Here is a 25686-nt window from a genome sequence, read left to right as displayed (position 1 = left end):
TGCGCGGCAAGCCGCCATTTCCGTCTTAGCAACATTTTGCCCGGCATTTTGCAGCGCAGCGAATCTCGCACTGGTAGCGCGGCACTGCCAGAATTCGCCTGAAGTTCAGACGCACCTATCAACCGGATCAACGCCCCCTGTAACTGGCCTCGTCTACTCAGACGACCAACCAAACGGAGGCATTATGTCCACTGCAAGTACATTCGAGCAAGAAATGCTGGCGCTTATCAATGCAGAGCGCACATCCCGGGGGCTGAACCCGCTGCAACTTGAAACCCGCCTGAACGACTCGTCCGAAGATCACAGCACATGGATGCTGAACACGGATACGTTCAGCCACACCGGGTCTGGCGGATCCAGTGCGACACAGCGGATGGAAGGTGCCGGCTTCGATTTCTCCGGCAACTGGCGATCCGGCGAGAACATCGCCTGGCAGTCTGAACGCGGCGCGGATGGCATCAGCGATGACGTCGCACAATTGCATCAGAGCCTGATGAACAGCCCCGGCCACCGCGCGAACATTCTGAACCCGGATTACGAATATATCGGGATCGGGATTGAAGAAGGGGATTACAATGGCTGGGACGCTGTGATGGTCACTCAGAACTTTGCCTCAACGGATGCAGCGGTTGTATTGGACAATGGCAATGTACCGACGCCGCCCACGGTAGTGGTGACAGAACCCGAAATGCCTGTGGCCGAAGCCCCGGACACGGATGTGCCGGGGGCGCCGGTCATTGACGCGGAGACACCCGTAACAGACGTCACCGAGACCGAAGATCCAGGTACGGAAACGCCTGAAACAGACGTCACCGAAACCGAAGAGCCGGGTGCGGAAACGCCTGAAACAGACGTCACCGAAACCGACGAGCCGGGTACGGATACGCCTGAAACAGATGTCACCGAAACCGATGAGCCGGGTACGGATACGCCTGAAACAGATGTCACCGAAACCGATGAGCCGGGTACGGATGCGCCTGAAACAGATGTCACCGAAACTGAAGAGCCGGGTGCGGAAACACCTGAAACAGATGTCACCGAAACTGAAGAGCCGGGTGCGGAAACACCTGAAACAGATGTCACCGAAACCGATGACACAGAGACGCCCGAAACTGAGGTGACGGAGACTGACGAAACAGAAACGCCGGAAACCGGTACCGCTGATGCGGACGCAAATACCGGCGACTGTTTCGACGTTGCCGCGTTCCTTGCGGCGATTGAAGAGTTCGTGAATGATCTTCGGCTCCTTGCCGACGATTTCAAGCTGAACGACACTGCAGAGACAGGAAATGAACCGGTTGAAGATGATTTCATGCTGACCGGTGACGTTTGTGACGACACCCCGGTCTCAGACGAAGCGGCTTTGGACACGGGCCTTGACCCGCTCGAAACCGACTTCAGCCTGATACCCGTCGATGGCGGATGCATGATGGACTTTGTTTAAGCTCATATGCGGCAGGTGGGGCACCGTTCAGGTGCCCCACAACAGTCCTTCTGAGCAGCCTTGCGCAGTTTTTCGCACAAATCAGGTGAATCCGGTGGTGACAATTCGCCTAACCGGCCGGGAAGTCCAGATTGCGACTATAACCCGCCAAACTCTCGCCATTAATGTCACCTCAAAATAACGCATTCAATTGGAGGCAGAATCATGTCCACGGCCAGTAATCTTGAACGAGAGATGCTTGCTTTGATCAATGCAGAACGCACGAGCCGGGGATTGAACCCCCTGAAACTTGAAAAACGCTTGAATGACTCGGCCGAAGATCACAGCGACTGGATGCTGCAGAGTAACAATTTCAGTCACACCGGTTCGGGTGGTTCCAGCGCGACGCAGCGAATGAAAGCTGCGGGGTTCGACTTCTCAGGCAACTGGCGATCGGGTGAAAACATCGCCTGGCAATCCGAGCGCGGAGCTGCTGGTGCGAGTGATGATGTCGCGCAATTGCACCAGAGCCTGATGAACAGTCCCGGCCACCGGGCCAACATCCTGAACCCGGACTTCGAATACATCGGAATCGGAATCGAAACCGGGAACTTCAACGGCTGGAATGCCGTTATGGTAACGCAGAACTTTGCAAAGACCTCGGCGCCGGTTCAACTGGACACAGGTGGTACCGGCAATCCCGGTCCGTCTCCCACACCGCCAACTCCGTCAACACCGGTTGAGGTAATCGTGGCGGCCGGTACAACCGGCGATAACGGTGACAACTGGTTCACGCTCAGATCTGATCAGGCAGGAGTTCTGGATGGGCGCGGAGGCGATGACCGACTGGTCGGCCAAAGCGGAAATGACACCTTATTCGGTCGCGCCGACGATGACGAGTTGTACGGAAAAAACGGTCACGACGTACTGAAGGGTGGCTACGGTAATGATGCGCTGTACGCTGGATATGGCAATGACATCCTGAAGGGTGGACGCGACAAAGACACCATGTTCGGCGGGGAAGGACAAGATATCCTGAAAGGCGGCGACCATGCAGACAGCCTGTTTGGCGGAGCTGGAGGGGACAAGTTGGCCGGTGGCACCGGAAACGACAACCTGACCGGAGGTTCCGGTGCAGACAGCTTTGTCTTTACCAGCGGAACTGACCGCGTGAAAGATTTTGAGGACATCGATCAGATCGTTCTGCGAAACGTAAGTACGATCAATGACTTTAATGATCTGGCCAACAATCACATGACACAATCCGGCAGCAATGTCGTGATTAACGACGGGCTAGGAAATTCTCTGATTCTCGAAAACACCCTGTTGGCAGATCTGGACAGCGGTCATTTCCTGTTCTGAGGCCAAGGCTTTACAAAACAAACGCCCCCGAATTCGGGGGCGTTTTTCATCTGTTCAGTAGATTTTCGGAACGTGCAACTCATCCGGAAGCACGCGGCGCTCATATTCCGGATTATACCTGCGATCCGGAAGTTCGACCTTTTCCTGTGGCACATCGGTATAGGGAATCTTGGTCAGCAGATGCTCGATGCAATTCAGGCGTTCGCGTTTTTTGTCGTTGCCTTCGACAATGTACCAGGGCGCTTCGGGGATGTTGGTACGAAAAAGCATATCCTCCTTGGCCTTGGTGTAGGCTTCCCAGCGGATGCGCGACTCCAGATCCATCGGGGACAGTTTCCACTGTTTCATCGGGTCGTGAATACGCATCAGGAATCGCAGCTGCTGTTCCTCATCGGTGATCGAAAACCAGTATTTCAGCAAGATGATCCCGGACCGCACCAGCATGCGTTCGAATTCGGGAACGTCCTGAAAGAACTGGCCCACCTGATCTTCCGAGGCAAATCCCATCACCCTTTCAACCCCGGCGCGGTTGTACCACGACCGGTCGAACAGAACGATTTCACCAGCCGCAGGCAGATGTGGGACGTAGCGCTGGAAATACCACTGGCTCTGCTCCCGTCGGCTGGGCGCAGGCAGGGCGACCACACGGGCAACACGCGGATTCAGACGCTGAGTGATCCTTTTGATCACCCCTCCTTTGCCGGCACTGTCGCGGCCTTCGAAAAGGATGCAGACCTTAGCCCCGGTGTGCTGCACCCAATCCTGAACCTTGATCAGCTCGGCCTGCAGGCGCAGCAGATTGCGGAAATAGACCTTGCGGTCCAGCATGTCGGGATGCTGATCCCTGTAGATCTTGCGGACTTCCATCGAGAGCATGGGCTCGCTGAACTCGATCTCGAAATCTTCGTCCAGCGTGTCTTCCAACTCGGCTTCCAGCCAGTCTTTGGGGGCGTCGTCGTTTTCGTAAGCCAAGGTCTTTTCCTTATCGTCTACCGGGTTCGGACCGTACAAGGCGCGTGTAACCGCCTGATGTCACCGGAATAATTGATGACATCTCACTCCACGGCGCATGTGCTTGCGGCGGCAAGGTCAAGGCGATGCAGTGAATAGTTCGGTCTTGCTTCATATTTGGACCTGTCAGCCAGGGGATACAAGCCTCAGAATTGCCGCATTGCCAACAGGTTGGCGCTAACCCGCTACTTGTTTCCTTGCCAACGGGCACATTCTGGAGACATCTATAGCCATGTCCAATCCATGAGATGACTATGGCGCATTTCCTTTCCCTTCTGCCAGTCATCTGGCCCTGGTTCATTTTGATCGCCGCTCAGATCTGTGCGGTCTCTGACAGACAGGTTCTGAGTCTGACCTTTCTCATGGTGTTTGGTGCTACAACGCTGACGCTTGGTCTGGTTACGCCGCTGGCTGTTGGGATCGCGGGTTTGGGTCTTCTCGGTGCCGCTTCGCTGCATCGGCTGTCCGGGTCTGCATTTGTCGCTGGGCACGTCGCACTCATCCTGTGGTGCGTGGCGCTGGCTTCGCACCTGGTTCCGGGGTTTCACAATCTATTGATTCTGGACCGGGTGCAGTCCGGACCAGACAGTTCCGCTTTTACTATGTATCTGAACCTGGACAAACCGATGGTATTGTTCGCGGTTCTTTTGGTGTGGCCCGGTATGCTTCATAGTGTTGTCCCAACCAGGAAAGCGCCACTGGCAATCGGGCTCGTGACACTGCCAGTGTTGTTCTTGCTGGGAGTCGTGACAGGCGCCATTCGCCCGGAAATCAATATGCCTGCTTGGTGGCTGATCTTCGCGTTGTCGAACCTGTTCCTGACCTGCCTGACCGAAGAAGCCTTTTTTCGCGGGTATTTACAGTCGGCCATTGTGTCCAAACTCGGAGTTCTCCTTGGAGTAACTGCAGCCAGTGTATTGTTCGGACTAGCCCATTTTGCAGGCGGCCCGGCGCTGGTCGTGTTCGCCTCCATCCTCGGGGCGGCATGTGGTCTGGGATATTACGCAACCGGGCGGCTGTGGGTGTCGGTTCTGATGCATTTCGGGTTTAACGCCCTGCATCTGGCCTTGTTCACCTACCCCGGCCCTGCCTGAAAGCTACACTGGCAAAGCCGTCGTCTTGAACACCGTACGCAACGCAAACGAGCTTTGCATCTGCGCCACGCCCGGCAACCGAGACAGGTATTGGCGGTGGATGCGGGCGAAATCCTCAGTGTTTTCGGCCACGACCTTCAGGATGTAATCGGCTGTTCCCGCCATCAGGTGGCATTCCAGCACATCCGGAATACGCGCCACTGCCTTCTCAAAAGCATCCAGAACCTCTTCGGCCTGCCCCTGTAAGGTAATCTCGACAAACACGGTCGTTGGCACGTTCATCTTGCGTGCATCCAACAGTGCCACATAGTTTCGGATGTACCCTTCAGCCTCAAGCCGCTGCACGCGTCGGTGACAGGCCGAGGGCGACAGATTCACCTGTTCGGACAGTTCCGCGTTGGACATCCTTCCGTTGCGCTGCAGGGCGGCCAAAATCTTTCTATCCGTCGTATCGAGGCTCATGTGCGCAAATCCATTGCAAGTTTTTCCAACTATATCGAAGATTGTCCCGAAAAAAAGTCCAATCGCGGGCAGAGTTTCACAGAAATTGCGCCTTGGAATGCCCATAATTTAGGCAGTTTATGAATGGAGAGCCCAAATGAAAATCGGATGCCCCAAGGAAATCAAACCTCAGGAATTCCGCGTCGGCATGACACCGAACGCCGCGCAGGAGGCCGTCGCACGCGGTCACGAGGTCATCATCGAAACCAATGCCGGAATTGGAGCCGGATTCGAGAATGACGATTACGTCGCTGCTGGTGCCCGCATCGTGGACACAGCAGAAGAAGTATTTGCCACCGCGGACATGATCGTAAAGGTCAAGGAACCCCAGGCCATCGAGCGCAAGATGCTGCGCGAAGGTCAGTTGCTGTTTACCTATCTGCACCTGGCACCCGATCCAGACCAGACCCACGATCTGCTGGAATCGGGCTGCACGGCCATCGCCTATGAAACTGTTACGGACGCAAGCGGCGGGCTGCCGCTGCTGGCACCCATGTCCGAGGTTGCGGGTCGTCTGGCACCCCAGGTCGGATCGTGGACACTGCAAAAGGCCAATGGTGGCCGCGGCGTTCTGATGGGCGGCGTACCCGGCGTCGGCCCCGCGAAGGTTGTGGTCATCGGTGGTGGTGTTGTGGGGACACATGCCGCGAAGATCGCCGCTGGAATGGGCGCGGACGTGACCGTTCTGGACCGGTCGCTGCCCCGCCTGCGCTATCTGGATGATGTGTTCGGTGGCACTTTCAAGAACCAGTATTCAACCGCTGGTGCGACTGCCGAGTTGATCCAGACCGCAGACATGGTGATCGGCGCGGTACTGATCCCCGGCGCGGCGGCCCCCAAACTGGTAACGCGCGCGCAACTGTCCACCATGAAGCCGGGTGCGGTTCTGGTCGACGTGGCCATCGACCAGGGCGGGTGCTTTGAAACGTCCAAGGCAACGACCCATGCCGAGCCGATTTACGAGGTGGACGGCATCATGCACTACTGCGTCGCCAACATGCCGGGCGCTGTCGCACGCACCTCGACTATCGCTTTGGGGAACGCGACAATGCCGTTCATGCTGGCGCTGGCAGACAAAGGCTGGAGACAGGCGTGTTCGGACGATCCACACCTGATGGCCGGACTGAACGTACATGCCGGGCAGTTGACCTACTACGCGGTTGGCAAAGCCCTGGGGATCGACGTGGTTTCGCCTAACGTTGTGATCAAGTCCTGACGGCTCCCGCCCCTGAAAACGCCCTCTGACGAGGGCGCTTTCCAGCGTTGGGCCCAGCGCCCGCACCTTTGGCGCGACGCGGTAGCGCTTCGTCCCAACGTTCCCACAAATGCAACAGCGCCGCGCAAACAGCGCGGCGCCGGGCCCAACCGGAGGAGGGCATTTCAATGCCCGATCGACGGGCGGGAGAATTCAGCTCTGCTTTTGAATCTCCACCGAATGAGGATATGGAATCGAAACGCCTTTCGCGTCGAACGCCTCTTTCACTGCTTTGGTGATTTCAAACTTCAGATCCCAGTAGTCCGCAGCATTACACCATAGGCGTGCGGTCAGATCGACCGAGCTGTCGCCCAGATTTGTCACGCGAACCCAGGGCTCCGGGTCGCTGTGAATACGCTCATCCGCATTGGCGACGTCCAGAATGATCTGCATCGCCTCATCTGCGCTGTCACCGTAATCAATGCCGAACACCAGATCGACACGCCTTGTGTCGTGGGCCGAGTAATTCGTAATAATGGATCCCCAGGACTGCCCGTTCGGCACAATGATCTGCACGTTGTCCGGCGTTACCAACTCAGTGGTGAAAAGGTTCAGGTCCTTCACCGTTCCCGCGGTTCCACCGATATCCACATACTGGCCCAGCTTGTAGGGGCGGAAGACGACCAGCATCACACCGGCCGCCAGATCGCTGAGCGTACCCTGCAGCGCCAGACCGATGGCCAGAGAGGCAGCACCCAGAATGGCGACAATGCTCGTTGCCTGAATCCCGAATATGCCCAACACGGCAACCAGCACCATTGCCAGGATTACCCATTTGACCAGACTGGCGACAAAATTCCCAAGCGTCTGGTCAATATGCGGCGTTGCATTGATCCTGCGACGGACCATACCGCCGATTGCCCCGGCCACGATCCACCCCAGAACCAATACGATCAGCGCCTTGACCGCGCTCATGATCAGCGGGGCGAAGGCACCCACCTGCGTTACAACCTCGTCCACGCACATCTCCTTTCGATTCACGACAAACCCGCGCCAATGGCGCGGGATTCGCGAGATTGTGAGTGAAAACCGACCTGCGGTCTAGGTGCGAGATTCGCGGGTTTTCCCCGTTGTTCCCAGATACACAGCCCCTGACAAGGAATGCACATCATCAGGACTGGCGGAGCGGCATGACAGTACTTACCTTTGACCGGCAGCCCAATAAGGAGCGTCTCATGCTGGACACCGCATCCCACCCGATTACGGCCCGCTGGCCGGCGAAACACCCGGAAAAGATCCAACTCTATTCCTATCCGACTCAAAACGGTGTCAAAGCCTCGATCATGCTGGAAGAATCCGGCCTGCCGTACGAGCCCCATCTGGTCACTTTGTCGGATTCGGATGTCAAAAGTCCCGAATTTCTGTCGCTGAACCCAAACAACAAGATTCCGGCGATCATCGACCCCGACGGCCCGGACGGGGAACCGCTGAGCCTGTTCGAAAGCGGTGCGATCCTGCTGTATCTGGCGGAAAAAAGCGGCAGGTTTCTGGGCCAGACCAAGGCCGACAAGCACCGGATCACCCAATGGGTGATGTTCCAGATGGGTGGTGTTGGCCCGATGTTCGGACAGTTGGGCTTTTTCCACAAATTCGCGGGCAGCGAGATCGAAGACCCCCGCCCCCGCGAACGTTACATCAACGAAGCCAAACGGCTGCTGAACGTGCTGAACCAGCAGCTTGAAGGTCAGGACTGGATCGCCGGAGACTACTCGATCGCCGATATCGCCATTGTCCCCTGGCTGCGCGGGTTAGACTATTACGACGTCAAAGAAATTGTAGGCTGGGATGGGTTTGCGAACCTCCAGCCCTATGTCGACCGGTTCCTTGACCGGCCTGCCGTTCAGCGTGGGCTGCTTATCCCGTCCAAGGAGTAAAACACTCGGGGTGAGGCCCAATTTGCCTCACCCCAGTGATTTATCCAGGCAATTTCCCGGTCAGAACGTAGCGCAGCACCTCAGCCACCTGAGAGGGGTGCTCGGCCACTGCCAGCGCGGCGGCATCGACCTCTTTCAGAGCATGCTGATGATCGGGCCCATGCAACACGATCAGCGACTTGCCCAGTGCTGCCGCGTATCCGGCATCAAAAGCCGCGTTCCATTGTTTGTATTTCTCGCCGAACCGGACGACGACCACATCCGCATCCGCGATACCCTTGCGCGTGCGGATCGCGTTGACCATCGCGCCCTTGTGGTCGTGCCAGTACTTATTCGGCTCTTCGCCCAGGATGGCCACACCACAATCGTCGCTGGCGTCATGATCGGTGACGGGGCTGTTGAACGTGATGTCCAACCCTTGCGCGCCGTCAATGATTTGCTCGCGCCAGTCGGTGTGAATTTCTCCGGACAGGTAAACGTTCAGGCCCATGGCTAACTCCGCATTGGTTTCAGTGCCTACTTAAGGTGTAATTGAGGTCAGCCCAATGCGGAATACGCGGAAAACAGCTTCGCGTTTTTTAAACCTTGCGCGCGACCAGGAATCGCCGTGCATTGCGCGTGGGGAAGCTGTCACGCTCAACAATTTCGAACCCGGCCCGTTCAACCGCAGCATCCAGTTCGTCCTCGGACATAAACCGTACGAATGGTGCTTTGCCAAACAACTGCATGATCGGCAGCGCCAGCCGAATGGCCCGAAAGCGCAAAGTCGCGCCCCTTGAAGGGGGGCAGAACGTCTTGGAAATGAAAAACCCACCCGGTTTCAGCACCGAATGCACCTGCGCCAGAGTCTCCTCCAAGTCCTCTACCAGATGCAGCAGATTGAACGCCAGCGCGACGTCATAGGACCAGTTTGGGGGCTGGCTTGCATCTGCTTCGACAAAAGCGACGTTTTCGATCTTTTGCTCTAACGCAAGTTTACGGCCTACAGCCAGCATGCCGGGGGAAACATCGCTGGCCGTAATCGTGTCCGCATATCCTGATAGCCACAAAGCGGTCATGCCGGTGCCGCAACCCAGTTCCAGCACATCATCGGATGTCTTCAGGTAAGAGGCCGTCCGCTCGAGCGTATGTTCGTACGAGGCCATGTCCTTGATGGGGGATCGGGCATATTTCTCTGCCACTCCGTCCCAGAATTTCGCAGCGGTGGTCATAGGGGGTCTCCTTTGCGGGCAAATTAACCCATACGCAGATCGAATATTAATTGTCGAAATTTGTAGAGCTCTTATACATATTTGTATGAATGATCTAAACGATTTCGACTGGAACCATATCCGAGCCTTTCTGGCGACGGCAGAGACCGGATCGTTTTCGGCTGCCGCCCGGCAGTTGGGGCAGACGCAACCAACCCTCAGCCGCCAGATCGCCGCGCTAGAAGGTGATCTGGGCGTAATGCTGTTCGAACGTGTCGGTCGGACGCTGGAAATCACGCAAGCCGGAATGGAACTGCTGGACCACACCCGCACGATGGGCGAGGCCGCCAACCGCATCGCGTTTGCCGCGAGCGGGCAAGTGCAATCGATTGAGGGGACGGTCCGCATTACCGCCAGCGACGTGATGTCAGCCTATATCCTGCCCGACCTGTTGCGCGAGGTCCGGGTGCAGGCCCCGCGTCTGAGGATCGATGTGATCGCCTCAAACGACATTCGGGACCTGATGCGGCGCGAGGCGGATATCGCGATCCGCCATGTCCGCCCGGATCAACCTGAACTGATCGCCAGACTGGTGCAAGAAGCGTCGGGGCATTTTTATGCCACCACTGGTTATCTCAACCGGGCCGGACGCCCCAAATCCAAGAACGACCTGTCGCAGCATGAGTTCATCAGCTTTGGCAACACCAACCAGATGATCGCCTATCTGAAGCCGCTTGGCATTCACCTAACCAGCGAGAACTTCCGGCTGGGCTCCCAGAACGGGATCGTGGCCTGGGAATATGCCAAACAGGGCTTTGGCATCGCGCCAATGTCTCAGGTGGTCGGCGATGCGACATCCGGCATGGAACGCGTGCTGCCCGGAATGGAGGCCATCACATTCCCGATCTGGCTGACCACTCATCGCGAATTACACACCAGCCGCCGCATCCGGTTGGTCTTTGATCTGCTGGCTGAGTACCTGTCCAAATGAAAAACGCGCCCGATGGCGCGTTTCCTAAACCATTGACGAAAACCTTAACCGCGCAGAACGCCGCCGGTCGCTTTCGAGACCTTGGCGATGATCTTCTCGGCCACCGCTTCGATATCTTTTTCCTTCAAAGTCGCATCCGTCGGTTGCAGGCGCACGGTGATGGCCAAGGACTTCTTGCCCTCACCCAGACTTCCACCGATGAATTCGTCAAATACGCGGACATCCTCGATCAGCGCCTTGTCGGCACCGGCCGCGGCATTCACCAGCGTCAGCGCCTCGACACCCTCGTCGACGACAAAGGCAAAGTCGCGCTCGACCGCCTGCAGGTCGCGCAGCTCCAACGCGGCGCGGGTCGCGCCAGATTTCCGGGGCAGCGGCACCTCGTCCGGCCAGATCGTAAAGGCCATTGCCGGGCCTTTAATGTCCATAGCCTGCAGCACGCGCGGGTGCAGTTCGCCAAACACGCCCAGCACCTTTTTCGGCCCCAGGCAGATCTTGCCGTGACGACCCGGATGCCACCAGGCATCGCCATCGCGCAGAATCTGTACCTTGGCAGGGGCACCGATGGCCGCCAGAACGGCCTCGGCATCCGCCTTGGCATCAAACACATCGACCGGGCGCGAGGCACCATGCACGTCCTTGGGACCATTGCGTCCGACCAGCAGGCCAGTGATCTGGGTTTTCTGATCGCCAGGTTCCCCGTCGTGGAACACCGGGCCAACTTCGAACAGGGCGACATCCGCATAACCACGCGCCTGATTGCGGGCGGCGGCCTGCAAAAGGCCGGGCAGCAGATCGGGGCGCATATGGCTCATCTCGGACGAGATCGGATTTTCCAGCTGAGTCGCTTCGTCCCCACCGCCGAACAGCGCCGCCGAGGTCTGATCGATGAACGTGTAGCTGACGCATTCGTTGTAACCCAGCGCCGCGCAGGTGCGCCGCGCCATCGACTGACGGCGTTGGGTCGGCGTCATCACCGGCTTGGGAATGCCATCGGTGACACGCGGCAGAGGCTTGCCCTTCAATTTGGTCAGGGATGCAATCCGCGCCACCTCTTCCACCAGATCGGCCTCGCCCATGACATCGGGGCGCCAGCTGGGGACATGGGCCATTTCGCCTTCCAGACGGAAACCCAGTCGGGTCAGGGTCTGGCGTTGTTCGCTTTCGGGAATATTCATGCCGACCAGAGATTGCACACGCTCGGCGTCCAGCTTGTAGGCCCGCGCATGGTTCGGCGCTTTGCCCGCCTCGACCACTTTGGAAACCTCGCCACCACAGATATCCAGAACCATCTGGGTCGCCTGCTCCAGACCTTCCAGCGTGTATTCCGGATCGACGCCACGTTCGAACCGATAGCGCGCATCGGAATTGATCTTCAGTGCACGGCCGGTCAGAGCGATCTGCACGTGATCCCAGAACGCGCTTTCAAGGAACACGTTCACGGTTTCCTCGGTACAGCCGGTTTCCGCACCACCCATGATACCTGCGATGGACTCGGGACCCTTGTCGTCCGAGATTACCATCATGCCGGGCTGCAGGGTGTATTCTTTCTCGTCCAGCGCCACCAGCGTTTCGCCACCTTTGGCGCGATGCACCCGCAGATCGCCCTGCACCTTGTCGGCATCGAACACGTGCAGCGGGCGGTTTTGGTCGAAGGTCATGTAGTTGGTGATATCCACCAGCGCCGAGATCGGACGCAGGCCGATGGCCTTTAGCTGATCCTGCAGCCACTGTGGGCTGGGGCCATTCCTGACGCCTTTGATCAAACGCCCGGTGAAATGCGGCGCGCCGTCCAGCGTATCCTCATCGATCGTCACCTTGATCGGGCTGTCGAAATCACCCGGCACCGGCACGTAGTCGCGTTCCTTCAGCGTGCCGACCCCACGTGCCGCCAGATCGCGAGCAATCCCGGCCACGCCCAGTGCATCGGGACGGTTCGGGGTGATCGCGATCTCGATCACCGGGTCGACCTTGGACGGGTCATTCTCCGCCAGCCAGTCGACGAACTTGTCGCCGACCTCGCCCGAGGGCAGCTCGATAATGCCGTCATGTTCTTCCGACAGCTCCAGCTCACGTTCCGAGGCCATCATACCAAAGCTTTCAACACCGCGGATCTTGCCGACGCTGATCGTCAGGTCCAGACCGGGGATATACATGCCCGGTTTGCAGACCACGACGGTGATGCCTTCGCGTGCGTTGGGGGCACCACAGATGATCTGCAGCTCACCCTCATCAGTGTCCACCTTGCAGACGCGCAGCTTGTCGGCGTCGGGGTGTTTCTCGGCGTGTTTGACATAGCCCAGCGTAAAATCCGCCAGCCGGTCCGCCGGGTTCACGATCTCTTCGACCTCAAGGCCCAGATCAGTCAGCGCGTCGGCAATCTCGTCCACCGAAGCGTCAGAGTCGAGGTGGTCTTTCAGCCAGGAAAGAGTGAATTTCATCGGTCGGTTTCCGCCAGTAAATCTCGGGTCAGACCGCGTTTACCGGATAATGCGCAGAGGGGAAAGAGGGCGCGTAGGGCGGCCACCTCTACTCCTGGCTCACTGTGTTGGAAACGCTGTCCGATCCGGCAAACACCGCCAGAATCCGCGCGATCCCGTCACCGGTATTCTCGCCTGCATGGGGTGAGCGAAAGGCCTCGACCAGCGCGTCACCTTCCTTGTAGACCCGACTGCCCGCATCGCCGTAATCGACGGTAATCTCACCTTCGAGGATATAGGCCGCCAGCGGTGCATCATGGCGGTGCAGGCCGGTTTTCTGACCCGGCTGCATGGTGACGACGGCCATGGTGATCTGCGGGGTGCCGTCCGGATATTCCAGCGCCTCACCAATGACCGAGGTTCCGGTCTGCAACAGCACATCGACCGGCGGATAGGTGTCGCGGGCCAAAGCGGGCGCGGCCGCAAGGATCAGGGCGAAGGGCAAAAGCAGCTTCATGGGTACAGAGACTCCGGTGTCAGATCGTTGCGCCTAACAGGAGGGGGGCCGCACGGAGATGTCAAACGGTTCAGGGATAACTTGGGGCGCGGCCTAGCAGTTCATCCAACTGCCGCCCGATCCAGCCATGGGGGATAAAATGCCCGCCCGGATGCGTGTCCAGCACCACCTGCCCCTGTGCGCAATCGGTCCATTCCACCCGAGTGAGTGTCAGGAATGGCTCAACGCTCCAATCGCCGCGCGGGTGGCACCATTGCAGCGGTATTTCTCGCGCCACAAGTCCACCGGATAAGTCGTATCCCCACCCGGACCAAATGGGAAATCCATCACCGTGTCATCCGTACCATGCACATGGCGCACCTCGCGTGGGGCCTGCGGGCAGTCCTCGGTCTGGCGGATAGACCCGGCGATGGCCAGCAGCGCCGCCGTGTCATTACCCGACTGGCAGACATAGCGCCACGCCATCGCACCGCCAAAGGAATAGCCCGAGACATAGATACGGTCCGGGTCGATTGGATAGCGTCTGGTCACGTCCTCTAACACCCGGTCGGCGAAGGGAACGTCGCCAGTGTCCGACGACCAGAAATCCCAGCTCTTGCCCAACCCGTTAGGGGCCACCAGCAGCACACCCCGCAGTTTCGTTGCCCCTGCTATACGTTTGTGGTTCACCACAACAGTCCCCTGCCGCGCCCAGCCGTGGAAATGCAGCAGCACAGGCAGAGGCGTTTCGCCGTCCCAGCCATCCGGCTCCAGCACGTGGTATGAGCGGTCGCCGAGGTCACAGGCGGTATCGCCGTGGCAGGTATCCATGGCGGCGGCTTGGGTTGCAATCAGCAGAAAGAGGCAGAGCAGTCGGTAAATCATCTGCCGAACCCTAGCGAGCCTGCGCCCGCTGTCACGTCACAACCCCGTGGGAGATTGTGACAAGCCGCGCTGTCGCCAGATCGCGGGGTGGCGGTCTTCGGGCTGTAGTGGGCAATTCATGCTGACCAAGTCCGTGTATCGTTCAAACGGAGCGCCTGCGGAGACAAATCGCCAGCCCGTGCCGGCGGTCTGGCGATAGCGCGGCGGCCTATCGGCCGTTGCTCCGCGCTAATAGTAGTGAGCTTTATCGACGAATATACCTAAACTGCCTAGGCAAAGCGTCTTCTCGCATCTTTTGGAGAACTTCATCGAAAAGTTGCTGAGCATGCGGATCAAAATAGTCTTCTACTATTCCATCCAAGTTCTGCCCTTCTTTATCGCGAAGTAACGCAACCAACTCGCGATGCTTCGCTAAAATCTCTGGGGTAGCAACTACAACAAGCTTAGAACCAATCACATTTAGCGCGTCGCGTCGCTCATAGTGATGGGACGAATTAATGTCGATTTTCTTAAACATATGCCGCGCCATAGCATCAGCATACTCAAGATACAGCCCGCGTCTCTCGGCTAAGATTTGGTGAGCCCGATCGAATTCTTTCTGTCGAAAGTACACAAAAAGGCCTAGCAGAGCCGCCACCACAGCCCCGAAAGAACTTAGCCAATTCACCGAGACAAACCACCATGCAGGTTCGGCATGTCCAGCGCCGCGAACCCGTAGTGGCGCAGCCAGCGCAGGTCGGAATCAAAGAACGCCCGCAGATCGGGGATGCCGTATTTCAGCATCGCCAGACGGTCGATGCCGATACCGAAGGCAAAGCCCTGATAGACCTCGGGGTCGATGCCACCGGCAGCGATCACCTTGGGGTGGACCATGCCGGAACCCAGAATCTCCATCCAGTCGTCGCCCTCGCCGATCTTCAGCTGACCGTTATCCCAGGAACAGCGGATATCGACCTCGGCCGAGGGCTCGGTGAAGGGGAAGTGCGAGGCGCGGAAGCGCAGTTCGACGTCGTCGACCTCAAAGAACGCTTTCACGAACTCTTCCAGAACCCATTTCAGGTTCGCCATCGAGATGTCCTTGTCGAGGGCCAGCCCTTCGACCTGATGGAACATCGGCGTGTGGGTCTGGTCATAATCGGCGCGATAGACGCCGCCCGGGCAGATCACGCGGATCGGTGCGCCCTGTTTCTCCATCGAACGGATCTGCACCGGAGACGTGTGCGTTCGCAACACATGCGGCGGGCGATTGTCGCCCTCGGCGCGGTGCATATAGAACGTGTCCATCTCGGCCCGCGCGGGGTGGTGGCCGGGGATGTTCAGCGCGTCGAAATTGTGCCAGTCGGTCTCGATCCGCGGCCCTTCGGCCACCGAGAATCCCAGTTCGGCAAAGATCGCAGTCAGCTCCTCGGTCGCTTGGCTGACCGGGTGGATCGAGCCCTGACGGCGGGCGCGTGTCGGCAGGGTGACGTCCAGCCATTCGGTGCGCAGACGCTCATCCAGCGCGGCATCTGCCAGCGCTGCCTTTTTGGCGGACAGGGCCGAGTTGATTTCGTCCTTCAGGGCGTTCAGCGCGGGGCCTGCCATCTGACGCTCCTCGGGCGTCATCTTGCCCAGCTCGCGCATTTTCAGCGCCACTTCGCCCTTTTTGCCAACGGCGGCGACACGGATCGCTTCAAGCGCGTTTTCGTCGCCCGCATCGGCGATCTGCCCAAGATATTTTGCCTTTAGATCGTCCATGACGGTCCCCTGAATTCTGTCGCAGACCTGCTATCACAGCAGTCCGCGAAAGCAAGAGGGGGCAGGTTCGCAATCAGGCAGAGCGCAACAATGCCACGGTTTTGTCCTGACGGACGGGCCGGGCGGCAGCGCCATACGCCTGCGGGCAGTGACGCAGGTCCGGAAACAGCGCGAACAGTTCTGCGGCCGTTTCGGTCGCGAACCCGGCAAGCGCCTCCTGTCCCGGAAAGAAGCTTTCGGAAACCAGACCAGAGGTTGTGACCAGCTGATGCCGGTCGAATAGCAGGTGGACATAGGTAACGATATCGCAGGGCATTTCGGTCACGGTTGTTCCGTTTACCAGCGATTTGGCGGGAACCAGAATCTCGTCCTCGCCAAACATCAATTCTGCCTGCCAGCCGGAAATCAGAAGTCGGTGCTGCGGGGATACCAGAATATCTACCTCGGCCCCCAGTGCACCCGCGCTGATCCGGATCGGGGCAAAGCGGTCACGCCCTGCAACAGTGGTACCGCCGACCCAGCGTATCGGGATCGGCCCGTCGTCAACGGTATTCACAAGATCACCGGGACGAAGGGTTTCCACGCAGCGCGGTCCATCAGGTGTGTCCACCAGCGTTCCAGCTGTAAAACAAGCCGCCCCGCTGTCCCCCGGATTCACGGTTGCATGGACAAGCGTATCAGGATCGGGCTGGTTGAATTGCAGCGTCGTCGTGGTTTGGTTCGGTCCGACAATAACTGGCAGGTTGACCGAAGTTTGACCTGCAGCCAGACCGTTCTGCGCCACGATATTCTGCGTACCACCGCCGATGTCGTAGAAATCTATGACCTCACCAGTACCGGTATTCGTCAACGCGTAGGCTTCGTAGTTATTGGCCCCTCCGCCATCCGGGTCAGTGAGCAGGATCGGGAAATCACCTGCCGAGATAACAAAGACCTGCTCATTGTTGTCCGGGTCGATCGAGACCTGAACGTTCGGGTGGTCCAGTGGAATCTCAATCCCCACCTGACCATTCGCCTGATAGAAGGACACCGTGAAATCAGCTGGGTCTTCGGTGGAACCCAGCGATACCTCCAGAAACTCGTTCACTCCCGAGTTCGCCGCATAGGCGTTGGAATAGTGCAATTCGCTAATACGGGCCATCGGTCATTCCCAAAAAAGTGCCTGCTACTATCCCTTAGCCCGATTGGGATTCAATCCAAGATGCAGGCTAAGGCAAACGATGCGTTAAGCCCGGTCAAGTCTCAGTAGCTGTAGTCCGGGAAAATCCGGGTCAGGTCACCGTTCCAGTCGCCGTTGTAGTGTTCCAGCAACTCGTCCGCCGGAACATTGCCGCTTTCGATGCTGTCCTTGAGCGCATTGAGAAAGTGGGTCTCATCCGGCACCAGCCCCCCGGCACCGGGGAAGGCGCGGGATTTCAGACCAGCCTCGGAGATCGCAACCACCTCACGCGCCAGATCATGCATGTTGAGGTCGCCGACCCGAGCCTGAAGCCCGTCTTTGGCCGCCTCAACCCGCAGCGCCTCACGCGTCTCAGTATCCCAGCCCTTGACCAGATCCCAGGCCGCATCCAGCGCGCCCTGATCGTAAGTCAGACCAACCCAGAACGCGGGCAAGGCGCACAGACGCCGCCACGGGCCGCCATCGGCACCGCGCATTTCCATGAATTTCTTGATCCGCGCCTCGGGGAAGGCGGTGGTCAGATGGTCTGCCCAATCGGACAACGTCGGCGTCTCACCTGGCAGCGCGGGCAGTTTGCCCTGCAGGAAGTCGCGGAAGGACATGCCCAGCGCATCAATGTATTTTCCGTCGCGGTAAACGAAATACATCGGCACATCCAAAGCGTATTGCACGTAACGTTCAAAGCCAAAGCCCTCTTCGAACACGAAGGGCAGCATGCCGGTGCGCGCATCGTCCAGATGCCGCCAGATATAGCTGCGCCAGCTTTTCTGACCGTTGACCTTGCCTTCGAAGAACGGCGAATTGGCGAACAACGCCGTCGCCACCGGCTGCAACGCCAGCGCCACGCGCAGTTTCTGCACCATGTCGGCCTCGGACCCGAAGTCGATATTGACCTGAACCGTGCAGGTCCGGCGCATCATGGCGCGCCCCATGGTGCCGACTTTTTCCATATAGTCGTTCATCAGCCGATAGCGGCCCTTGGGCATCAGCGGCATTTCTTCATGGGTCCAGATCGGGGCCGCGCCAAGACCGATGAAACCCACGCCGATCTCGTCGGCAATATCCTTAACCTCGCGCAGGTGAATGTTCACCTCATCGCAGGTTTCATGGATGGTCTCCAGCGGGGCGCCTGACAGTTCCAGCGCACCGCCCGGTTCCAGACTGACATTGGCGCCATCCTTTTCCAGCCCGATCAGGTGCCCCGCTTCGCGCACCTCGGCCCAGCCGTGCCGATCACGCAATCCTTCAAGGACAGCAACGATGGACCTTGTGCCCTCGAACGGCAGCGGTTTTAGTGTGTCTTTGCAATAACCGAACTTTTCATGCTCGGTCCCGATGCGCCAATCCTGCTTGGGCTTGCAGCCCGATTCCAGATATTCGGCCAATTGCTCATGGCGTTCGATCGGTCCGCCGCCGGACTGAGGGATGGACATGAATCGCGCTCCGATCCTGGTGTGTCTGTATGGAAGGTCAGTCGTGGTCGGAAACTGCGTCGGTGTCAATGCAGCCGAGCATGCGGAGGCCGCATCGGCTGACGTTCCCAGATCACCACGGGATGCGCTGCGCCGCCGTTCAGTTCCGCAAGCATCTGTTCGGTTTTCAGCCCCGGAAGGGCCGAGAACACGTCGAACAGCGCTTCGGCCCCCTCGGCATTCACCGGAATGTGAAGCGTCGGCTGGCCCGGTTGATCCAGCACCCAATGCGCCGGGTTCGAGGTTGGATCCAGTGCCAGCCGCTCGATTTCGCGCGTGGCGACAATGCCGCCATCCAGCGGCCCGAGATAGGTGATTTGACCTTCGTCGATTGTCACAACGCCGGGGCCACCAACACCTGTACGAAACCGGGCACGCTGTATGCCGATAACGGCCAGCGCCACCGATACGGCGACAAGAACCCAGCCCAGCCAGCCCAGCAATCCGCCGGGGCCGCCAATCCAGCTAAGGCCTACAAGCAGGACGACACCGGCCACCAGTACTTCACGCCAGCGCCACAGGGTCAGTTTCGCTTCGGGTCGGATGAAACTCATGCCGCTTCCTCGGGGTTTGTGAACAGAATCAGTGAGTAAAGGCCGGCTGGCCTGAATCCGATGGCAATATAGGTTCGCGCCGCAGCCTCTGACGCCGCAAACAGGACCGCACGGGACGCACCGTTTTTTCGCGCCTCACGCAAGTGCAATGCCAATGCCATCCGGGCATATCCGCGACCTCTCAGTTGAGGCGGGGTATAAACGCCGCCGACCTGAACGACCTCGGACAGGCGAGCATTGAAACCGGTCATACCGGCGGGCTGGCCGTCGATCAGCAATGCCCGGTGGGAATCGCGCTCCGCATAAGCCGCGATGTCCTTTGTCGCCTGCTTCTGCGCCCGTGTGCGGTCAAAATCCATCGCCTCGATCAGGTAGGTCTGACGCCATCCTTCGGCAATGGTTCGGTCGAATTCACCCAAGGGTATCAACTCTGCGCCTGTAGTGTCCGGCATTACCAACTGGCTCAGGTCCAGCGAAAACCCCGGCTCATCACTGTTCAGGGTCGCTGGCCGTTCCTCCCATCCTGCCAACCGCATGATACGGCGAGCCTGACTGGCCTCGGCAGCCAGACCAAAAAGTGCGCGGCCCCGGATCAGACGAATCGCATCCTCGATTTCCTCATCGGAGCACCCGGGGCATTGCGGCAGGACCATACCTTCATTCGTGATGGCAAAGACAGCACGGGGACCATCCCCCAACAGCCAGATATTCACCGCACGCGGATCCGCGCCACGCAAACCAAAGTCGCGCAGGTTCGCCAGCGGGAACATTGATGTCTGAATGTGACGCGACAGAAAGTCGTCGATCTTTGGCACATCCGCTTCCTGCGCCAATCGCCACGTCACGACCAGTCTCCCAGCGCCTGTTGCCACATGGTCAGCGCGGCAACGGCCGCCGTGTCCGCGCGCAGGATGCGCGGGCCAAGGCTGACGACATGGGCGTAAGACAACCCAATTAGCCGCGCCCGTTCGCGTTCGGAAAACCCGCCTTCGGGACCGATGAGAATTGCCCAAGGCTGGTCTTTTTCATTGGCGGCCAGGCGCAGGGCCGATCCGACCTCGGCCTCGTTGCAAAACATCAACTGGCGACCCTCGGGCCAAGCGTCCAGAACGCGATCAAGGCGCTGCAGATCCCGGACCTCAGGCACAAATGTACCGCCGCATTGTTCGGCGGCCTCGATCGCGTGGGCCTGCAACCGGTCCTGACGGATGCGCTCGGAATTGGTGAATTCGGTCTGCACCGGCATGATCCGGGCCGCGCCCATTTCTGCCGCCTTTTCAACGATGAAATCGGTGCGCGCCTTTTTGATCGGCGCGAACAGGAACCACAGATCGGGCGGCAGTTGCAGCGGTCTGGTCTGTTCGACACAGACCAGCGTGCCGCTCTTCTTGCCCGCCTCGGCCACCTCGGCCAGCCATTCGCCGTCTTGCCCGTTGAACAGGGCAACCCGCCCGCCAACGGCCAGACGCATGACGCCGAACAGGTAATGCGCCTGCTCGCGCGTCAAAGGAACCGATTGCCCCTGACCCAGAGGGTGCTCTACATACAGTCTGATCTTCGCACTCATGAGACCTTACATATGCAAGGCAATGCCCCAACACCAGATGGTCAAGTCGCTGATGCTGTAACCGGTAATTGGGTCGACACCCATGCCCCGGCTTTTGCGCGCCCCTATTTGCGCCTGAGCCGTGCAGACCGGCCCATCGGCACGTGGTTGCTGCTTATTCCCTGCTGGTGGGGTCTGGCGCTGGCGATCCTCAGCGATGGCAGCCCGCGGTGGGAGGATCTGTGGATTGCCCTCGGCTGCGCGTTCGGAGCGTTTCTGATGCGCGGCGCAGGCTGTACGTGGAACGACATCACGGATCGGAAATTCGACGGTCAGGTCGAACGCACCCGGTCGCGCCCGATTCCGTCCGGTCAGGTAAGCGTTCGTCAGGCCGCTGTCTGGATGGGCCTGCAATGCCTTCTGGCACTGGGGATTCTGCTGACGTTCAATCAAGCCGCCGTCGCCATGGGCGTGCTGTCTTTGCTACCCGTCGCGATCTATCCCTATGCCAAGCGGTTCACCTGGTGGCCGCAGGTGTTTCTGGGGCTGGCGTTCAACTGGGGCATCCTGCTGGCCTGGGCGGCGCATACCGGAACGGTGGGCGCTCCGGCGGTCATTCTGTATCTCGCTGGCATCGCATGGACGCTGTTCTACGACACGATCTACGCCCATCAGGACGCCGAAGATGACGAGTTGATCGGGATCAAATCCACCGCCCGGCTGTTCGGCACCGATACCGCACGCTGGCTGAAATATTTCCTTGTTGCCACCGTGGCTCTTATGGGGCTTGCTATCATTGACGCCGCGACAACGCAGGCCTCGGTCATCGCACTGGTCGTCGCATTGGGCGGACCCTGGGCAATGGGCTGGCACATGGCGTGGCAGTTGCGTGGGCTGGACATCGACGACAACGCGAAACTGCTGCAACTGTTTCGCGCGAACCGGGATACAGGCCTTATTCCGCTGATCTTCCTTTGCGTCGCCCTGCTGCTCTGATTGCACCTCGGCGCGGGGCTCTGTAAGAGTTCGCACAATCGCTTGAGGAGTCGATAGTCCGCACATGCGTCTGCCCTATTTCTTCGCCGTTGCCCTGATTTTCCTCGTTTCGGCGAGCCTTTGCCTGCTGGCGGCCAGTTACGCGGTGACAAAGGTCGAAGAATCGTCCGAATTCGCGGTGCGGCGTGCACTGGACCTCAAAGGGCATGACTGGGCCGAGGTGCAATCCGACGGGCTGCGTGTGGTCCTGACGGGAACCGCCACTGACGAAGCCACCCGTTTCAACGCGCTGACGGCGGCAGGAACCGAAGTCGATACATCGCGCGTGATTGACGAAATGGAAGTTGCTCCGACGAGCCAGCTCAGCGCACCCCGGTTTTCTGCCGAAATTCTCCGCAACGACAGCGGGATTTCCATAATCGGCCTGATCCCGGCAAGTGAAGACCGCGAGGCGTTGATGGACCGGCTGAATGATCTGGATAGCGGCGGCCCTGTGTCCGATCTGATGGAGACTGCCGATTACCCCAAACCCAAGGGATGGGACGACGCGATCAGCTATGCGGTTGAAACTCTGAACCGCCTGCAGCGCGCCAAAATCTCGGCCAGCCCCGGGCTGGTCAAGATCACCGCGATTGCCGACAGCCAGCAGGAAAAGGAACAGCTGGAACAGAGCCTGACCCGCGCCGCGCCGCCCAGCCTGCGGATCGGCCTTTCGATCTCGGCCCCGCGCCCGGTCATCACACCTTTTACCCTGCGCTATCTGATCGACGAAGAGGGCGGGAATTTCGATGCCTGTTCCGCGCAAGACGAAGAAGCCAGGGAAACCATCGTGGCGGCGGCGCAGGACGCCAGCCTGACGGAACCCTATTCCTGTACAATCGGTCTGGGGGTTCCATCACCCCGCTGGCCCGAAGCTGCCGCGCTGAGTATACGTGCTTTGGCTGAAATCGGTCAGGGGTCTGTCACGATTTCGGACGCCGACATCACTTTGGCAGCGGCCGCGGGAACAGAGGCCGGGGTCTTCGACCGCGTGATCGGCGAACTTGAAAACGCCCTGCCAGAGGTCTTTGCCTTGCATGCCATCCTGCCGGAACCTGAAACCGAAACGCAGACCGGCCCGCCCGAGTTTTCCGTGACACGCAGCCCCGAAGGCCTGGTGCAGATGCGCGGACGTCTGGGCGACGAAACCCTACGCGACATGGTCGACAGCTATGCCCGCGCAGCTTTCGGGTCCGAGCAGGTCCACACCGCTGCCAGAATCGCCCCGGACCTGCCCGCCGACTGGCCTGTTCGCGTCCTGACAGGGCTTGAGGCTTTGTCACAACTGCACAACGGGGCGCTGACGGTCACGCCCGACGATTTGGTGCTCAGCGGTGTCACCCATGACCCCAAGACCCGCGCATACATTGCCGGTCTTCTGTCGGAGAAACTGGGCGACGCGCAGGAGTATACCCTGTCGATCACCTTTCAGGAGCCGCCCGAACCGGAAGACAAATTGCCTGACCCCGAGGTTTGCGAGGAACGTATCGCCGAGGTTCAGGCCAGCTCAAAGATTGCCTTCGAACCGGGGTCAGCCACAGTCGCTGCCGACTCGCGAGATACTGTAAACCAGATTGCCGATATCCTGCGGGAATGCGGGCCGATCCGGCTCGAGATTCAGGGCCATACCGACAGCCAGGGCCGCGAGGAAATGAACCAGCAGCTCAGCCAGTCGCGGGCGCAATCCATCCTGAACGAACTGCGCGGACGACGCGTTCCGACCGCCAGCTATACCGCCGTCGGCTATGGTGAGACACAGCCGATCGCCGACAATGACACCGAAGAAGGCCGCGAGGAAAACCGACGCATCGAATTCCGGCTGATCCGGCCGGAACCCGTCGCCAATTCCGAAACCGGGCTGGAGGCGATGGAAGCGGAAACAGAGACGTCAGAAGACGCACCAACAGATGCCGACGCCTCAAACGCGGACGCAGGGGACCAGTAAGTTGAACCGAATCGAATTCATCATCGCCACCGCCATCATCCTGTTCGCGGCCTTCTGCATGGGCTGGTTCGCCAACTGGCTGGCCCATCGCCTGTCGCGCGTGCGCCAAAGCGACGTGGCCGATCTGGACCGCATGAGCCAGGAGCTGCACGAAGCCGAAGAAACCCGCGATCAGGCGATTACATATCTGCAACAGCGCGAGGCCGAGCTGACCAATCAGCTGACTCAGGCCGAGGCCGAACTGGCCGCCGCAATGGACGGCTTGCGTGCTGCCCGGCAAGAGGCCGAAGAATTGCGCGGACGCATCAACAACGCCGACTAAGCGCGCGCCGCGTTACCACCGGGTCAGCGCGTCTTCGTCCTCATCCCTGGCAGCGACCCATTCTTCACCCGATGAGGTGATTTCTTTCTTCCAGAACGGCGCGCGGGATTTCAGGTAGTCCATCAGGTATTCCGCCGCTTCGAACGCATCCTTGCGATGCCGCGCAGCCGTTGCCACCATCATGATCCGGTCCCCCGGCGCCAGTCGTCCGTGGCGGTGGATAACCAGCACATCGCCCAGAGACCAGCGCTCCTGCGCCTCCTGTGCGATCTTGGTCAGGGCGCGTTCTGTCATGCCCGGATAATGCTCGATCTCCATCACATCCAGATTGCCCGAGGCCAGATCACGTACTACGCCGGTAAAGGTCACGATGGCCCCGTTGATCGCGTTGCCTGCGGCGAAGGCGTTGGCTTCGGCGCCCAGATCGAACTCTTTTTCCTGAACAGCGATGCGCATTGGTTTAACCACCGGTCATGGGCGGAAAAAAGGCAACTTCGCGTACACCGGTCAGCGAGGCATCGAAATCCGACAGTTCCTGATCCAGCGCGACGCGCAGCGCCGACAGATCGGCAAAGGCCGCGGCATAGCGATCCTCGCGCGCGCTGAGTTCGGCAACCAGGTCGGATACGGTGGCGGCATCGGTCTCGACCCGTTCCTTCGGCAGGCCGATCCGCTCGCGCACCCAGGCAAAATACAGAACGTCCATCCCTTAGCTCTCCTTCAGATGGGGCATGGCTTTACGTAGGTAGTCGTAGCCGGTGATCAATGTCAGGGTGGCAGCAATCCACAACAGCCACAGACCGATCCGGCCGGACCAGAACATCCCTTCGAGGTGCCAGCGCAGCCCACCGATATCCTCGATTTGGCCTGTCAGGACCTGATCAAGTGTCTCGGCATCCATCCCGAAGGAACCCATCACAAAATGATGCTCGAAAATCCCCTGCGAAAACAGAATGGCGATCGCCACCATCTGCGCGGTGGTTTTCCATTTGGCCAGCTTCGTCACTTTCAGCGTCCCGGCCACATCGCCCAGATATTCGCGCAGCCCCGAAACAAAGACCTCGCGGAACAGGATAACCGTGGCAGGCAAGACCAGCCATGGCGTCCAGTGTTCGGCTGAATAGCCCACAAGGATCATCAGCGCGATCACCACCATCGCCTTGTCTGCAATAGGGTCCAACATGGCCCCGATCTTGGTTTCCTGTTTCCACGCGCGCGCCAGATAACCATCGAACCAATCGGTGATCGCGGCCGTCAGGAACAGGATCAGGGCAAACCAATCCGCATAGGGGCGGGTGAAATACAGAAACATCACGGCAAGACCAGGTGCAGCCAACAGGCGCAGGACGGTCAGAATATTGGGCAGGTTCCACTTCATGAGGCGACACTACAT

27 protein-coding genes are annotated in these 25686 nt (G+C 59.2%); 9 read left to right on the top strand and 18 right to left on the bottom strand.

Features of this window, described 5'->3' with window-relative positions; all coding sequences use genetic code 11:
- Positions 1–184: 184 nt before the first annotated feature.
- Entirely contained in the window at positions 185–1444 is a 1260-nt protein-coding gene (locus tag GOX66_RS09915) for a CAP domain-containing protein (protein WP_170762127.1), read from the top strand.
- 204 nt (positions 1445–1648) lie between these two features.
- On the top strand, positions 1649–2785 hold the full coding sequence (locus tag GOX66_RS09910) for a CAP domain-containing protein (protein WP_170762125.1): 1137 nt from the start codon (positions 1649–1651) through the stop codon (positions 2783–2785).
- A gap of 54 nt (positions 2786–2839) precedes the next feature.
- Here GOX66_RS09910 and ppk2 read toward each other — a convergent pair whose 3' ends face one another.
- Entirely contained in the window at positions 2840–3757 is a 918-nt protein-coding gene (gene ppk2 / locus GOX66_RS09905) for a polyphosphate kinase 2 (RefSeq protein ID WP_170762123.1), read from the bottom strand.
- Positions 3758–4050: 293 nt separating this feature from the next.
- Between ppk2 and GOX66_RS09900 the strand changes: the two genes are divergently transcribed.
- Positions 4051–4890 carry a CPBP family intramembrane glutamic endopeptidase gene (locus GOX66_RS09900; protein WP_170762120.1) on the top strand — a complete coding sequence of 280 codons (840 nt, stop codon included), beginning with the start codon at positions 4051–4053 and terminating at the stop codon, positions 4888–4890.
- Positions 4891–4893: 3 nt separating this feature from the next.
- On the opposite strand, the gene GOX66_RS09895 is transcribed toward GOX66_RS09900, so the two are convergent.
- Positions 4894–5352, bottom strand: coding sequence for an Lrp/AsnC family transcriptional regulator (locus GOX66_RS09895; protein WP_170741927.1), 459 nt, complete (start codon positions 5350–5352; stop codon positions 4894–4896).
- A gap of 136 nt (positions 5353–5488) precedes the next feature.
- Between GOX66_RS09895 and ald the strand changes: the two genes are divergently transcribed.
- Positions 5489–6607: an alanine dehydrogenase gene (gene ald, locus GOX66_RS09890; RefSeq protein WP_170762118.1), complete on the top strand. Its 1119-nt coding sequence runs from the start codon at positions 5489–5491 to the stop codon at positions 6605–6607.
- 192 nt (positions 6608–6799) lie between these two features.
- Here the strand turns inward: ald and GOX66_RS09885 are convergent, their stop codons facing one another.
- Positions 6800–7612 (bottom strand): mechanosensitive ion channel family protein, encoded by an 813-nt coding sequence (locus GOX66_RS09885; RefSeq protein WP_174822711.1) that lies wholly within the window; start codon positions 7610–7612, stop codon positions 6800–6802.
- Positions 7613–7821: 209 nt separating this feature from the next.
- Between GOX66_RS09885 and GOX66_RS09880 the strand changes: the two genes are divergently transcribed.
- Entirely contained in the window at positions 7822–8520 is a 699-nt protein-coding gene (locus tag GOX66_RS09880) for a glutathione S-transferase family protein (RefSeq protein ID WP_170762114.1), read from the top strand.
- 40 nt (positions 8521–8560) lie between these two features.
- On the opposite strand, the gene GOX66_RS09875 is transcribed toward GOX66_RS09880, so the two are convergent.
- The gene (locus GOX66_RS09875) at positions 8561–9010 is read right to left on the bottom strand and encodes a YtoQ family protein (RefSeq protein ID WP_170762111.1); all 450 of its coding nucleotides are present in this window, start codon (positions 9008–9010) and stop codon (positions 8561–8563) included.
- Between the two features lie 88 nt (positions 9011–9098).
- Positions 9099–9731, bottom strand: a complete 633-nt coding sequence (locus GOX66_RS09870; protein WP_170762109.1) for a class I SAM-dependent methyltransferase — start codon at positions 9729–9731, stop codon at positions 9099–9101.
- 85 nt (positions 9732–9816) lie between these two features.
- Between GOX66_RS09870 and GOX66_RS09865 the strand changes: the two genes are divergently transcribed.
- Positions 9817–10701, top strand: coding sequence for a LysR family transcriptional regulator (locus tag GOX66_RS09865; protein WP_170762107.1), 885 nt, complete (start codon positions 9817–9819; stop codon positions 10699–10701).
- A 44-nt stretch (positions 10702–10745) separates the two neighbouring features.
- Here the strand turns inward: GOX66_RS09865 and pheT are convergent, their stop codons facing one another.
- The 10 genes from pheT to GOX66_RS09815 all read right to left on the bottom strand — a co-directional run bounded on the left by pheT (position 10746) and on the right by GOX66_RS09815 (position 21012).
- Positions 10746–13142: a phenylalanine--tRNA ligase subunit beta gene (pheT, locus tag GOX66_RS09860; RefSeq protein WP_170762105.1), complete on the bottom strand. Its 2397-nt coding sequence runs from the start codon at positions 13140–13142 to the stop codon at positions 10746–10748.
- Positions 13143–13230: 88 nt separating this feature from the next.
- A complete protein-coding gene (locus tag GOX66_RS09855; RefSeq protein ID WP_170762103.1) occupies positions 13231–13638 on the bottom strand; it encodes a cupin domain-containing protein in 408 nt (135 codons plus the stop codon).
- Between the two features lie 210 nt (positions 13639–13848).
- Positions 13849–14502, bottom strand: a complete 654-nt coding sequence (locus GOX66_RS09850) for a CE1 family esterase (protein WP_237212558.1) — start codon at positions 14500–14502, stop codon at positions 13849–13851.
- A gap of 244 nt (positions 14503–14746) precedes the next feature.
- Positions 14747–15019, bottom strand: coding sequence for a hypothetical protein (locus tag GOX66_RS09845; protein ID WP_170762101.1), 273 nt, complete (start codon positions 15017–15019; stop codon positions 14747–14749).
- A 146-nt stretch (positions 15020–15165) separates the two neighbouring features.
- Entirely contained in the window at positions 15166–16239 is a 1074-nt protein-coding gene (gene pheS, locus GOX66_RS09840; RefSeq protein WP_170762099.1) for a phenylalanine--tRNA ligase subunit alpha, read from the bottom strand.
- Positions 16240–16312: 73 nt separating this feature from the next.
- Positions 16313–17380 carry a Hint domain-containing protein gene (locus GOX66_RS09835; protein ID WP_170762097.1) on the bottom strand — a complete coding sequence of 356 codons (1068 nt, stop codon included), beginning with the start codon at positions 17378–17380 and terminating at the stop codon, positions 16313–16315.
- A gap of 101 nt (positions 17381–17481) precedes the next feature.
- Complete coding sequence (locus GOX66_RS09830; RefSeq protein ID WP_170762095.1) at positions 17482–18852, bottom strand: glutamate--cysteine ligase; 1371 nt, start codon at positions 18850–18852, stop codon at positions 17482–17484.
- Between the two features lie 65 nt (positions 18853–18917).
- Positions 18918–19445: a hypothetical protein gene (locus tag GOX66_RS09825; RefSeq protein ID WP_170762093.1), complete on the bottom strand. Its 528-nt coding sequence runs from the start codon at positions 19443–19445 to the stop codon at positions 18918–18920.
- Entirely contained in the window at positions 19442–20290 is an 849-nt protein-coding gene (locus tag GOX66_RS09820) for a GNAT family N-acetyltransferase (protein WP_336509464.1), read from the bottom strand. The genes GOX66_RS09825 and GOX66_RS09820 overlap by 4 nt, the downstream gene beginning before the upstream one ends.
- Positions 20287–21012, bottom strand: a complete 726-nt coding sequence (locus GOX66_RS09815; protein WP_170762091.1) for a 16S rRNA (uracil(1498)-N(3))-methyltransferase — start codon at positions 21010–21012, stop codon at positions 20287–20289. Before GOX66_RS09815 ends, GOX66_RS09820 begins: the two co-directional genes overlap by 4 nt.
- 12 nt (positions 21013–21024) lie before the next feature.
- Between GOX66_RS09815 and ubiA the strand changes: the two genes are divergently transcribed.
- The 3 genes from ubiA to GOX66_RS09800 all read left to right on the top strand — a co-directional run bounded on the left by ubiA (position 21025) and on the right by GOX66_RS09800 (position 24293).
- Positions 21025–21987: a 4-hydroxybenzoate octaprenyltransferase gene (gene ubiA / locus GOX66_RS09810; RefSeq protein ID WP_170762090.1), complete on the top strand. Its 963-nt coding sequence runs from the start codon at positions 21025–21027 to the stop codon at positions 21985–21987.
- 64 nt (positions 21988–22051) lie between these two features.
- The gene (locus GOX66_RS09805) at positions 22052–23971 is read left to right on the top strand and encodes an OmpA family protein (protein WP_170762088.1); all 1920 of its coding nucleotides are present in this window, start codon (positions 22052–22054) and stop codon (positions 23969–23971) included.
- 1 nt (position 23972) lies between these two features.
- The gene (locus GOX66_RS09800) at positions 23973–24293 is read left to right on the top strand and encodes a hypothetical protein (RefSeq protein WP_170327275.1); all 321 of its coding nucleotides are present in this window, start codon (positions 23973–23975) and stop codon (positions 24291–24293) included.
- Between the two features lie 12 nt (positions 24294–24305).
- Here the strand turns inward: GOX66_RS09800 and GOX66_RS09795 are convergent, their stop codons facing one another.
- Genes GOX66_RS09795 through pgsA form a run of 3 tightly spaced genes read right to left on the bottom strand, consistent with a single transcriptional unit; the run spans position 24306 to position 25671 of the window.
- Positions 24306–24749, bottom strand: a complete 444-nt coding sequence (locus GOX66_RS09795; protein ID WP_170762086.1) for a molybdenum cofactor biosynthesis protein MoaE — start codon at positions 24747–24749, stop codon at positions 24306–24308.
- A gap of 4 nt (positions 24750–24753) precedes the next feature.
- A complete protein-coding gene (moaD, locus tag GOX66_RS09790) occupies positions 24754–24999 on the bottom strand; it encodes a molybdopterin converting factor subunit 1 (RefSeq protein WP_170350738.1) in 246 nt (81 codons plus the stop codon).
- A gap of 3 nt (positions 25000–25002) precedes the next feature.
- On the bottom strand, positions 25003–25671 hold the full coding sequence (pgsA, locus tag GOX66_RS09785) for a CDP-diacylglycerol--glycerol-3-phosphate 3-phosphatidyltransferase (RefSeq protein WP_170762084.1): 669 nt from the start codon (positions 25669–25671) through the stop codon (positions 25003–25005).
- Between the last annotated feature and the right edge of the window lie 15 nt (positions 25672–25686).

This window comes from Ruegeria lacuscaerulensis (assembly GCF_013031245.1).
Lineage (GTDB): Bacteria > Pseudomonadota > Alphaproteobacteria > Rhodobacterales > Rhodobacteraceae > Ruegeria > Ruegeria lacuscaerulensis_C.
Note: the sequence above shows the minus strand (reverse complement) of the source record. Positions and strands in the feature narration are given on the sequence as shown.

What these genes read in the sequence shown, in the direction of transcription:
- GOX66_RS09915 (WP_170762127.1), top strand. Translation starts at nt 185, where the DNA reads ATGTCCACTGCAAGTACATTCGAGCAAGAAATGCTGGCGCTTATCAAT.
- GOX66_RS09910 (WP_170762125.1), top strand. Translation starts at nt 1,649, where the DNA reads ATGTCCACGGCCAGTAATCTTGAACGAGAGATGCTTGCTTTGATCAAT.
- GOX66_RS09900 (WP_170762120.1), top strand. Translation starts at nt 4,051, where the DNA reads ATGGCGCATTTCCTTTCCCTTCTGCCAGTCATCTGGCCCTGGTTCATT.
- GOX66_RS09895 (WP_170741927.1), bottom strand. Translation starts at nt 5,352, where the DNA reads ATGAGCCTCGATACGACGGATAGAAAGATTTTGGCCGCCCTGCAGCGC.
- ald (WP_170762118.1), top strand. Translation starts at nt 5,489, where the DNA reads ATGAAAATCGGATGCCCCAAGGAAATCAAACCTCAGGAATTCCGCGTC.
- GOX66_RS09885 (WP_174822711.1), bottom strand. Translation starts at nt 7,612, where the DNA reads ATGTGCGTGGACGAGGTTGTAACGCAGGTGGGTGCCTTCGCCCCGCTG.
- GOX66_RS09880 (WP_170762114.1), top strand. Translation starts at nt 7,822, where the DNA reads ATGCTGGACACCGCATCCCACCCGATTACGGCCCGCTGGCCGGCGAAA.
- GOX66_RS09875 (WP_170762111.1), bottom strand. Translation starts at nt 9,010, where the DNA reads ATGGGCCTGAACGTTTACCTGTCCGGAGAAATTCACACCGACTGGCGC.
- GOX66_RS09870 (WP_170762109.1), bottom strand. Translation starts at nt 9,731, where the DNA reads ATGACCACCGCTGCGAAATTCTGGGACGGAGTGGCAGAGAAATATGCC.
- GOX66_RS09865 (WP_170762107.1), top strand. Translation starts at nt 9,817, where the DNA reads ATGAATGATCTAAACGATTTCGACTGGAACCATATCCGAGCCTTTCTG.
- pheT (WP_170762105.1), bottom strand. Translation starts at nt 13,142, where the DNA reads ATGAAATTCACTCTTTCCTGGCTGAAAGACCACCTCGACTCTGACGCT.
- GOX66_RS09855 (WP_170762103.1), bottom strand. Translation starts at nt 13,638, where the DNA reads ATGAAGCTGCTTTTGCCCTTCGCCCTGATCCTTGCGGCCGCGCCCGCT.
- GOX66_RS09850 (WP_237212558.1), bottom strand. Translation starts at nt 14,502, where the DNA reads ATGATTTACCGACTGCTCTGCCTCTTTCTGCTGATTGCAACCCAAGCC.
- GOX66_RS09845 (WP_170762101.1), bottom strand. Translation starts at nt 15,019, where the DNA reads ATGTTTAAGAAAATCGACATTAATTCGTCCCATCACTATGAGCGACGC.
- pheS (WP_170762099.1), bottom strand. Translation starts at nt 16,239, where the DNA reads ATGGACGATCTAAAGGCAAAATATCTTGGGCAGATCGCCGATGCGGGC.
- GOX66_RS09835 (WP_170762097.1), bottom strand. Translation starts at nt 17,380, where the DNA reads ATGGCCCGTATTAGCGAATTGCACTATTCCAACGCCTATGCGGCGAAC.
- GOX66_RS09830 (WP_170762095.1), bottom strand. Translation starts at nt 18,852, where the DNA reads ATGTCCATCCCTCAGTCCGGCGGCGGACCGATCGAACGCCATGAGCAA.
- GOX66_RS09825 (WP_170762093.1), bottom strand. Translation starts at nt 19,445, where the DNA reads ATGAGTTTCATCCGACCCGAAGCGAAACTGACCCTGTGGCGCTGGCGT.
- GOX66_RS09815 (WP_170762091.1), bottom strand. Translation starts at nt 21,012, where the DNA reads ATGAGTGCGAAGATCAGACTGTATGTAGAGCACCCTCTGGGTCAGGGG.
- ubiA (WP_170762090.1), top strand. Translation starts at nt 21,025, where the DNA reads ATGCAAGGCAATGCCCCAACACCAGATGGTCAAGTCGCTGATGCTGTA.
- GOX66_RS09805 (WP_170762088.1), top strand. Translation starts at nt 22,052, where the DNA reads ATGCGTCTGCCCTATTTCTTCGCCGTTGCCCTGATTTTCCTCGTTTCG.
- GOX66_RS09795 (WP_170762086.1), bottom strand. Translation starts at nt 24,749, where the DNA reads ATGCGCATCGCTGTTCAGGAAAAAGAGTTCGATCTGGGCGCCGAAGCC.
- moaD (WP_170350738.1), bottom strand. Translation starts at nt 24,999, where the DNA reads ATGGACGTTCTGTATTTTGCCTGGGTGCGCGAGCGGATCGGCCTGCCG.
- pgsA (WP_170762084.1), bottom strand. Translation starts at nt 25,671, where the DNA reads ATGAAGTGGAACCTGCCCAATATTCTGACCGTCCTGCGCCTGTTGGCT.